The sequence below is a fragment of the Pseudomonas sp. ICMP 8385 genome (genome assembly GCF_002699915.1).
GTDB lineage: Bacteria > Pseudomonadota > Gammaproteobacteria > Pseudomonadales > Pseudomonadaceae > Aquipseudomonas > Aquipseudomonas gessardii.
On record NZ_LKBY01000001.1, the window covers coordinates 572,244 to 580,644 of the forward strand.

The window sequence follows — 8,401 nt, forward strand, 5'->3', positions numbered from 1 at the left end:
ATACCGTGAAACGAGTTCATGTAGCAGCCGCAGTCATTCGCGGTACCGATGGCCGGATTCTGCTGGCGCGTCGTGCAGATACCCAGCACCAGGGTGGCCTCTGGGAGTTTCCCGGTGGCAAAGTGGAGGCCGATGAGTCGGTTGTCACTGCACTGGGGCGAGAGCTGCAAGAGGAGTTGGGCATCCAGGTCACCACGGCGCGGCCGTTGATCCAGGTCCAGCATGATTACCCGGACAAGCAGGTGCTGTTGGATGTCTGGGAGGTCTCGGCGTTTACCGGCGAGCCCCATGGCGCGGAAGGGCAGCCCCTGGAATGGGTCGCGCCACGGGACTTGCAGAACTACGAATTTCCAGCGGCCAACGCACCCATCGTTGCGGCTGCGCGTTTGCCCGCCGACTACCTGATTACCCCGGGCGAACTGGAAACCCCGGTGCTGTTGCGTGGTATCCAGAAAGCCATTGCCGGTGGCATCAAGCTGATCCAGCTGCGCGCGCCCAATGGCTACGACCCCAAGTACCGCGATCTGGCGGTGGACGCCGTGGGCCTGTGTGCTGGCAAGGCGCAATTGATGCTCAAGGGGCCGTTTGAATGGCTCGGTGACTTCCCTGCGGCGGGCTGGCACATGACCTCGGCGCAACTGCGCAAGTACGCCAGCAAGGGCCGGCCGCTGCCCAAGGACCGCTGGTTGGCGGCGTCTTGCCACAATGCCGAGGAACTGGCACTGGCCGAATTGATGGATGTGGATTTTGTCACCCTGTCGCCGGTGCAGCCGACCCAGACTCATCCCGATGCGCAACCCTTGGGTTGGGAGCAGGCGGCGCAGTTGATCAAGGGCTTCAGCAAGCCGGTGTTCCTGTTGGGTGGGGTTGGGCCTGACGAGCGGCAGAAGGCCTGGGAGAGCGGGGCGCAGGGTGTTGCGGGAATTCGGGCGTTCTGGCCTGAGGTGTGAGTCGTCAGTGCTGGCCCCATCGCAGGCAAGCCAGCTCCCACATTGGAATGTATTCACACATCAAAATGTGGGAGCGGGCTTGCCCGCGATGAGGTCCCATCAGGCAATACAAAACCCCGCAGAATCTCAGTGCGGCTTGGCCGCCGCCTGCCACAAAATCTCCGCAACCCCCTGCCGCCGGGCAATCACCCTCGCTGCCACAAATAGTAAGTCCGATAACCGATTGATATACGCCAACCCCACCCCCTCCAACGGTTCCAGCGCATTCAATTGCTGGCAACGCCGCTCGGCGCTGCGGGCCAGGCTGCGGCATACATGGGCCTGGGCAATCAGCGCTGAACCGCCGGGCAGGATGAAGTTTTCCAATGGCCCGACTTCTTCATTCCAGCGATCAATCGCGGCTTCCAAGCGGTCCACCTCGCCCGCATTAAGTGCCTTGTAGACCGGCATCGCCAACTCGCCCCCCAGGTCAAACAGTCGATGCTGGCAGGGTGTCAGTACCTCGATCACATCCTTCAGGGCTGGATGCTGGCCACTTTGCTCCTCAAGCCCGGCCAGTAGCAGGCCCAGTTGGCTGTTGAGGCTGTCCACTTCACCGATCGCCTCCACCCGGGGGTGATCCTTGGGCACGCGGCGACCGTCACCCAGGCCGGTTTCGCCTTTGTCGCCGGTACGGGTGTAAATTTTCGACAGGCGAAAGCCCATGGTCAGTGCTCCAGTTGAGTCAGTTCGTGGGGGGCAAGCTGGCTGCCGGCCAACGGCAGGCGCAAGGTAAAGCAGGTGCCCTGGCCCAGGGTGGAGTGAACCTCCATCTGGCCCTTGTGATTGTTGGTGATGATGAAGTACGAGACCGACAGGCCCAGCCCCGTGCCCTGGCCGATCTCCTTGGTGGTGAAGAAGGGCTCGAACGTGCGTTTGCGCACGTTCTCACTCATGCCGATGCCATTGTCCTCCACCTGGATCTCGGCCCAGGGCGGGTTGAGCCGGGTGCGCAGGATGATGCGCCCCGGCTCGCTGTCGTCTTCGCGCAGGTGGATGGCCTGGGCGGCGTTTTTCAGCAGGTTGAGCAGTACCTGTTCCAACTCGTTGGCGGTGCCTGGGACCGGGCCCAGCAATGGGTCGAACTGGCGAGTGATCGCCTGGCCCTTGAAGTCGAAACCGATGGCCAGGTCGAAGTCGTTGCCGGCAATCTCCACGGCCTGGTCGATCAGCGCCGGCAGATCGCACGGTGCCATCTGGCGGTTGCTGCGGCGGCTGAAACTGAGCATATGGGTGACGATTTTTGCCGCGCGGGCCCCGGCTTGCTGGATGCCGTCAAGCAGTTGCGGCACTTCACGGCTTTGCAGGTAGCGGTTGACCGTTTCCAGTTCCACGCCCACCTGTTCGGCGTGCTCCTGGTTTTTCGGCAGATCCGCCGACAGGCGCCGGCGAATGTTCTGTACGTTATGCAGGATTGCCCCCAGGGGGTTGTTGATCTCGTGGGCCATGCCCGCCGCCAGCCCGCCAACGGACAGCATCTTCTCCGATTGCACCATCATCTCTTCAAGGGACAGGCGCTGGGTGATGTCATCGATACGGATCACCACCCCGCGCCCGGCGCCGCCCATCAGCGGGTAAAAGGTCAGGGCATAGTGCTTGGGTTCGTCGTCCTTGACCCAGGTGACGCGCTCGATGCGTTCCACGGTGTGTTGTTCCACCGCAGCCTTGAGCTGGGGCAGGTAGGGCTTGAGCGGTTCAAAGGCAAGGAAGATCGGCTGGTTCAGCGCTTCGTCCAGGCGTGTGCCCGACAGGGCGCTGGCTTCCTGGTTCCATTGCGTGACGTAGAGTTGCTCATCCAGGGCGATCAGGGCGGAGGGCATGGAGTCGATGATGCTGTTGAGATAATTCTGGAAACCGGTGAGTTTTTTCTCGATCTTGCTGCGCACCTGCACTTCCAGCTCCAGCTTGCGGTTGGTATGCCGGGTTTCCTCGGCCAGGCCCTGGGCCTGGTCATAGGCGGCCTGGGAATCGTCCCGTGCGCGCTTGAGCTGCTGCTCCCGGGCTTCGATGCGCGACAGCATGGTATTGAACGCTTCGGCCAGGCTGCCGATTTCGTCATGGTTGCCGCGACTGGCCCGCAGGGCGTAGTTCTCTTCGCGGGTCACCTGGCGCGACAACTCTTCCAGCTCGTGGATGGGGCGGGTAATCAGGCGCTTGATTTGCCGGGCAATGACCATCCACAGCAGGATGCTGAAAATCAGGATACCCAGGCTGGCGGTCAGGGTGCCGGTGTAGAAGGCAACCGGCAGTTCGCTGCTGGCCACCAGCAGCAGATGCCCCGAGGGCAGGCCGGGGCGGGGCAGGGTGATGACTTGGTTACTGCGAAACTCGGTGATCCGCCAGGCTTCGATATCGCGATAGTGCATCGGCAGTTGCAGGCGGTCACCCTGTTGTAGCTGCGCCAGGCGATTGCCTTGCGCGTCGTACAGGGCTGCGGCCCGTAGTGGCGAATAGCTGGTCAGCTCATTGAGCAGGGCGTCGGCCTCGGCGGGAGAGTCCAGGGCTTGCGCGGCTAGGGCCGGGTTGGAAACCAGCCGGCCAATGGCCTGCAACGCCTGGGGGGCCATGCTTTCCTGGGAAATCCAGTAGGCGGCGCTGATAAAGGTCAGGTTGGCCACCAGCAGCACGGTGGTCAGCAGTACCAGCAGGGCCGCCAGCAGTTTCTGCCCAACGGGGAGATTTTCGAGACGCTGGCGCAGTGGCATCAGGTTGTTCGCAGGCAAGGATCAAGTGGGCAGGGTAGCGCGTGCCTCAGTCGCTGGGCAATCCGCGTGCGTCCAGGTCGCCGGCCAGGCGCACATGCAGTTGTTGCAGGTGTGGCAGGCTCAGGCGATGGCGCAAGGCCGCCTGGCAGGCATGGCCGAGCAGATAGCTGATCTCGGTGCGCCGCCCATTGGCCACATCCTGATACATCGACGAGAAATTGGCTGCCGTCGCCTGGATCACCCGCTCCACTTCAGCCTGAAGGTCCTCGGCCGCCGCAGGCTGGCCGCAGCATGCCAGCAGTTCGGCGAGTTCGGCACACAGGGTTGCCACCTCGCATTGATGCGCCTGCAGCCCGCCATTGCGGCATTGATAGAGCACGGTCAGTGGGTTGATCGCACAGTTGAGGGCCAGTTTTCGCCAGAGGCGCGTGAGGATGTCGGTGCTCCACTGGTGCGCAATGCCGGCAGCGTGCAAGTCGTCCAGCCACAGCGGCGCCGTGGGATGGGTGGCGTCACCCAGCCAGGTAAAACCATGGCCGGCGAAGACCACGCTGCCATCGCCCTGGCGAAATGCACCCTCGGTGCTGGAGGCGAAGATACAGCGCGCCTGGGGCAGTTGGGCGGCAACTGCATCCTGGCTGCCCAGGCCGTTCTGCAGCAGGATCAGCTCGGCGTTGGGTGTCAGGCGTCGGGCCAGTTGTGCGACGGCGCCAGGTGCGTCGTAGGCTTTACACGCGACCAGCAGGCGATCAATTGGCTCGGGGCTGTCGGATGTTTGTGCAATCACCGGATAAACCTGGGCATGCCCCTGCTCGATCAGGGTCAGCCCGGGAGAGGCCCGGTAGCTGGCCAGGCGCGCCTGATCCCGCAGGATCAGCGTGACGGGCAGGCCGGCGCGGGCCAGGCGTGTGGCCCATAATGTGCCGAGACTGCCTGCGCCGAGGATATGCCAGGGGGTGGACATCAATTTTGCTCCGTCGGCCTTTGGGTGAGCCAAGCAGCTCGGGGTAAAGAGTCGTTATAATGCCCCGGCATTTTACCCGCAAGCCAGGCGCGCTCCATCTCTACTGAGCCGCGCCCCTTTTTTATTGGAGAAACTACATGCCGTCGTTCGACGTGGTATCTGAACTGGACAAGCACGAAGTCACCAACGCCGTCGAGAACGCCGTCAAGGAGCTGGACCGTCGTTATGACTTGAAAGGCAAGGGCAGCTTCGAGTTCAAGGAAAAGGAACTGACGGTCAACCTGACCGCTGAAGCCGACTTCCAGCTCGAAGCGATGATCGAGATCCTCAAGCTGGCCCTGGTCAAGCGCAAGATCGATGTGCAGTGCCTTGAAGTCAAGGATGCCTACGCTTCGGGCAAGTTGATGAAACAGGAAGCCGTGCTCAAGGAGGGTATCGACAAGGAGCTGGCGAAGAAAATCGTCGCTCACGTCAAGGATGCCAAGCTCAAGGTCCAGGCCGCGATCCAGGGCGAGCAGGTGCGTATCACCGGCAAGAAGCGCGACGACTTGCAGGACGCGATTGCCGCCCTGCGCGCCAAGACCTTCGATATGCCGCTGCAGTTCAATAACTTCCGCGACTGATCCGGTTTTGGGGAACCCGTAGGGGTTTTCGACGTCCCACGCCCCAGCCTCTGCAGAAACGATTGAGCCCTTCGGGGCTCAATTGCTGTGGCGACTTATATTGCAGTTCGGTAAACAGAGAGAATCTAGATGGACTTGAACGCTGAAGTGGATCAATTGATCAAGGCTTCCCAAGCCTGGGTCCCCATGATCATGGAATACGGCAGCCGGGTATTGCTGGCGGTGCTGACCCTGGCCATTGGCTGGTGGCTGATCAACAAACTGACTCACAAGGTAGGGCGCCTGCTGGCCCTGCGCAATGCCGACCTGGCATTGCAGGGCTTTGTGACCAGCCTTGCGAACATCGTGCTCAAGGTGATGCTGATTGTCAGCGTAGCCTCGATGATCGGCGTTGAAACCACCTCGTTCGTTGCCGCAATTGGTGCCGCGACCCTGGCCATCGGCCTGGCGTTGCAAGGTAGCCTGGCCAACTTTGCTGGCGGTGTGCTGATCCTGCTGTTCCGGCCATTCCGTATCGGTGACTGGATCGAAGCCCAGGGCACCTCGGGCACCGTCGATAGCATCCAGATCTTCCACACGGTGATCCGTACCGGCGATAACAAGACGGTCATCGTGCCTAACGGCATCTTGTCCAACGGCATTATCACCAATACCAATCGCCAGCCGACCCGCAAGGTGATATTTGACGTGGGGGTCGACTACGAAGCCGACCTGCAAAAGGCTCGCGCCGTGTTGCTGGAGCTGGCCAAGGACCCACGGGTTCTGGCAGACCCTGAGCCGGTTGCCGTGATTTCGACCCTGGGCGACAGTTCCATCACGGTTTCCCTCCGGGTATGGACCAAGACTGCGGATTATTGGGACGTGCTGTTCATGTTCAATGAACTGGCGCGGGATCGTTTGAAAGCGGCCGGGATTGATATCCCATTCCCGCAGCGCGTTATTCGCGTGATGCAGGAAGCCTCTGCCAAGTAATAAGCGAAGCGAGGATCAAACTTGGCTGAAGGGTCAAGTTTGAGCGCAATAATAAACTCGATAGTTAGCTTGCTAGTTATTTGGTCGGTAGAAATATAAGTGCAATAAAAAAGCCGCTCACGGATTAAAAGTGAGCGGCTTTTTTATTAAGGGCCAAAGCCCTCGGGCATCGTTGATTACAAGATGTTCAGCGGGTATTGCGCGATCAGGCGCAGTTCGTCGATAGACGAAGAACCGTAGTAAACGCCATCAGACGAACGATAAGTCGCTTGGCGAATACGCAGGCTCAGGTCTTTGGCCGGGCCGCTCTGGATCACGTACTTGGCTTCGAGGTCGCGTTCCCACTCTTTACCGTTCGAGGTGGTGGCCATGTTGGCGCCGCTACCCGTTACGTAAGCTGCCAGGAAGCTCAGGCCTGGTACACCGAAGGTGGCCATGTCGAGGTCGTAGCGAGCCTTGAACGACTTCTCGCCTTCGGCGTTGAAGTCGGAGCGCGCGACGGAGTTGGCCAGGAAGACGGTGCCACCGCCATCGATGCCGTAGGCGTAGTCGCCATCACCGGTGACTTTCTGCGCTGCCAGGGTGAAGGTGTGCGCACCGATGGTGTAGGCACCCTGCAAGCTGAATGCACGGTTGTCGATTTTGGTAACGTCGTCTTTGTAGGCGCGTTGCAGGCCGGCACCCTCGCTCTTGGTGTCGTAGATGTTGAAGTCGACAGCCACCGACTGGTCAGCGCCCAGGGCGTGGGTCCAGTTGACGTTGGCGTAGTATTTGCGCCAGTAGTCTTCGACTTTCGAGTAGTAGAGGCTGGTGGTGAACTCAGGCGTCCAACCGTAGGTGCCACCCACGAAGTTGGCTTGCTTGATGCCGCGGGAGGTTTCAGGGAAGTCGAGGATACTGTCCTTGAAGGTCTGGGCCTGGGCAACGCTGGAGGTGAAGTGACCGGCTTCGAGCTTGAGGTCCTTGATCTCGTTGCTGACGAGCGAGATACCTTGTGGCAGCTCCGGCAGCAAGCGACTGTCGTCGGACGCGAACACCGGTGCGGTGGTGTACTGGTCACCGACTTTCAGCACGGTATTGGAGAGGCGGAACTTGATGGCGCCGCCGCCCTTGGAGTATTGATCCTGCGAGCGGCCGTCCGAGCCTTCGGGGAACAAGCCAGTGCCATTACGGCCTTTGCCACTGTCCAGCTTCACGCCCAGCAGGCCAATCACGTCAACACCCACACCCACGGTGCCCTGGGTGAAGCCCGATTGGTACAGGCCGTTGAAGCCCAGGCCGGTTTCATTGCTGTAGCTTTGGCCGGTTTCGTTGTTGCGGTTGTCCCGGCGGAAGTTCAGCAGGCGAGTGTTGATGCTGAAGGTGCTGTCTTCAACAAAGCCTTTGGCATCATCTTGAGCGGATGCCATTGCGAACTGCGAGGTGCCTGCTGAAACAGCCAGGGCGATCATGCTCCACTTCATCACGCGCATCGTGATTTGCTCCTTTGGTTTTAGGAAGAGTACTGCCGTCCCACCTGATTTTTTTTGTCTGGGCGGCTCTTTCTTTTTTGTGACAACGTAAACTTATAGCACGCTGGCAATAATTGGCGATACTTGCACATCTATCCTTTCTGCTTCTTTACGAGGCTGTCGTAAATTGCTAGATCCATGTCGCAAATCTACAGTCTTTTTGTAACCAGACTGACAACTTCAATACCGTGTTTAATACCCTGGAAAAGGGTAGGAAATACCCTTCTCAAAGTTTAAAACTTTTTATTTATGTATTGACTCACTGTTCTTTTTATCGTGAAACACTGCCTTCCTGGCAGGTGTGGTTGTCGACGATATGGGAGTGAATGCAACAAGCGTGCACAAACGGCCAGGCGGATGTCATTTTTTCGTGAAAAATGTGCTGGATTTGTGAAAGGCTCATGGCCACGGGCGTTTCGCGTGGTTTTTTTTGGAATTTTTGGGCGTGGTTGTGCGGGATTTTGAACGGATAAAAAGATGCGACTGTCAGAAATGTTACCGGTTCACCCTTGAAAGTGAGTAATCGGCGGATAGTCCTTGCTCAGGATGGTCTGAAGTAGCCATGTATTTCCCCGGCATACCACCTAGCGCAACTTTTAAACTCGCCAAATGATCAAAAAACAATCAATTCGACGAG

General features: G+C 59.5%; 7 protein-coding genes. 3 read left to right on the forward strand and 4 right to left on the reverse strand.

The features are described from left to right. Window positions 1-5: 5 nt before the first annotated feature. Window positions 6-950, forward strand: a complete 945-nt coding sequence (locus AO268_RS02760) for a Nudix family hydrolase (RefSeq protein ID WP_076961899.1) — start codon at window positions 6-8, stop codon at window positions 948-950. A gap of 126 nt (window positions 951-1,076) precedes the next feature. Here AO268_RS02760 and AO268_RS02765 read toward each other — a convergent pair whose 3' ends face one another. From AO268_RS02765 to AO268_RS02775, 3 genes are read right to left on the reverse strand one after another with little or no spacing between them, the layout of a single operon-like run. Further along, a complete protein-coding gene (locus AO268_RS02765; RefSeq protein ID WP_032862480.1) occupies window positions 1,077-1,655 on the reverse strand; it encodes a cob(I)yrinic acid a,c-diamide adenosyltransferase in 579 nt (192 codons plus the stop codon). Between the two features lie 2 nt (window positions 1,656-1,657). After that, on the reverse strand, window positions 1,658-3,694 hold the full coding sequence (locus AO268_RS02770) for a sensor histidine kinase (protein WP_099167852.1): 2,037 nt from the start codon (window positions 3,692-3,694) through the stop codon (window positions 1,658-1,660). Window positions 3,695-3,740: 46 nt separating this feature from the next. After that, entirely contained in the window at window positions 3,741-4,658 is a 918-nt protein-coding gene (locus tag AO268_RS02775; RefSeq protein WP_099167843.1) for a putative 2-dehydropantoate 2-reductase, read from the reverse strand. 137 nt (window positions 4,659-4,795) lie between these two features. On the opposite strand from AO268_RS02775, the gene AO268_RS02780 reads away from it, so the two are divergent. Continuing rightward, window positions 4,796-5,281, forward strand: coding sequence for a YajQ family cyclic di-GMP-binding protein (locus tag AO268_RS02780; protein WP_057440144.1), 486 nt, complete (start codon window positions 4,796-4,798; stop codon window positions 5,279-5,281). 129 nt (window positions 5,282-5,410) lie between these two features. Beyond that, entirely contained in the window at window positions 5,411-6,253 is an 843-nt protein-coding gene (locus AO268_RS02785; RefSeq protein WP_076961902.1) for a mechanosensitive ion channel family protein, read from the forward strand. Window positions 6,254-6,429: 176 nt separating this feature from the next. Here AO268_RS02785 and AO268_RS02790 read toward each other — a convergent pair whose 3' ends face one another. Further along, a complete protein-coding gene (locus tag AO268_RS02790) occupies window positions 6,430-7,725 on the reverse strand; it encodes an OprD family porin (protein WP_076961903.1) in 1,296 nt (431 codons plus the stop codon). Between the last annotated feature and the right edge of the window lie 676 nt (window positions 7,726-8,401).

Bases quoted from the DNA above. Each gene is read 5' to 3' on its own strand.
- AO268_RS02765 (WP_032862480.1), bottom strand. From the start codon at position 1,655: ATGGGCTTTCGCCTGTCGAAAATTTACACCCGTACCGGCGACAAAGGC.
- AO268_RS02770 (WP_099167852.1), bottom strand. From the start codon at position 3,694: ATGCCACTGCGCCAGCGTCTCGAAAATCTCCCCGTTGGGCAGAAACTG.
- AO268_RS02775 (WP_099167843.1), bottom strand. From the start codon at position 4,658: ATGTCCACCCCCTGGCATATCCTCGGCGCAGGCAGTCTCGGCACATTA.
- AO268_RS02780 (WP_057440144.1), top strand. From the start codon at position 4,796: ATGCCGTCGTTCGACGTGGTATCTGAACTGGACAAGCACGAAGTCACC.
- AO268_RS02785 (WP_076961902.1), top strand. From the start codon at position 5,411: ATGGACTTGAACGCTGAAGTGGATCAATTGATCAAGGCTTCCCAAGCC.
- AO268_RS02790 (WP_076961903.1), bottom strand. From the start codon at position 7,725: ATGCGCGTGATGAAGTGGAGCATGATCGCCCTGGCTGTTTCAGCAGGC.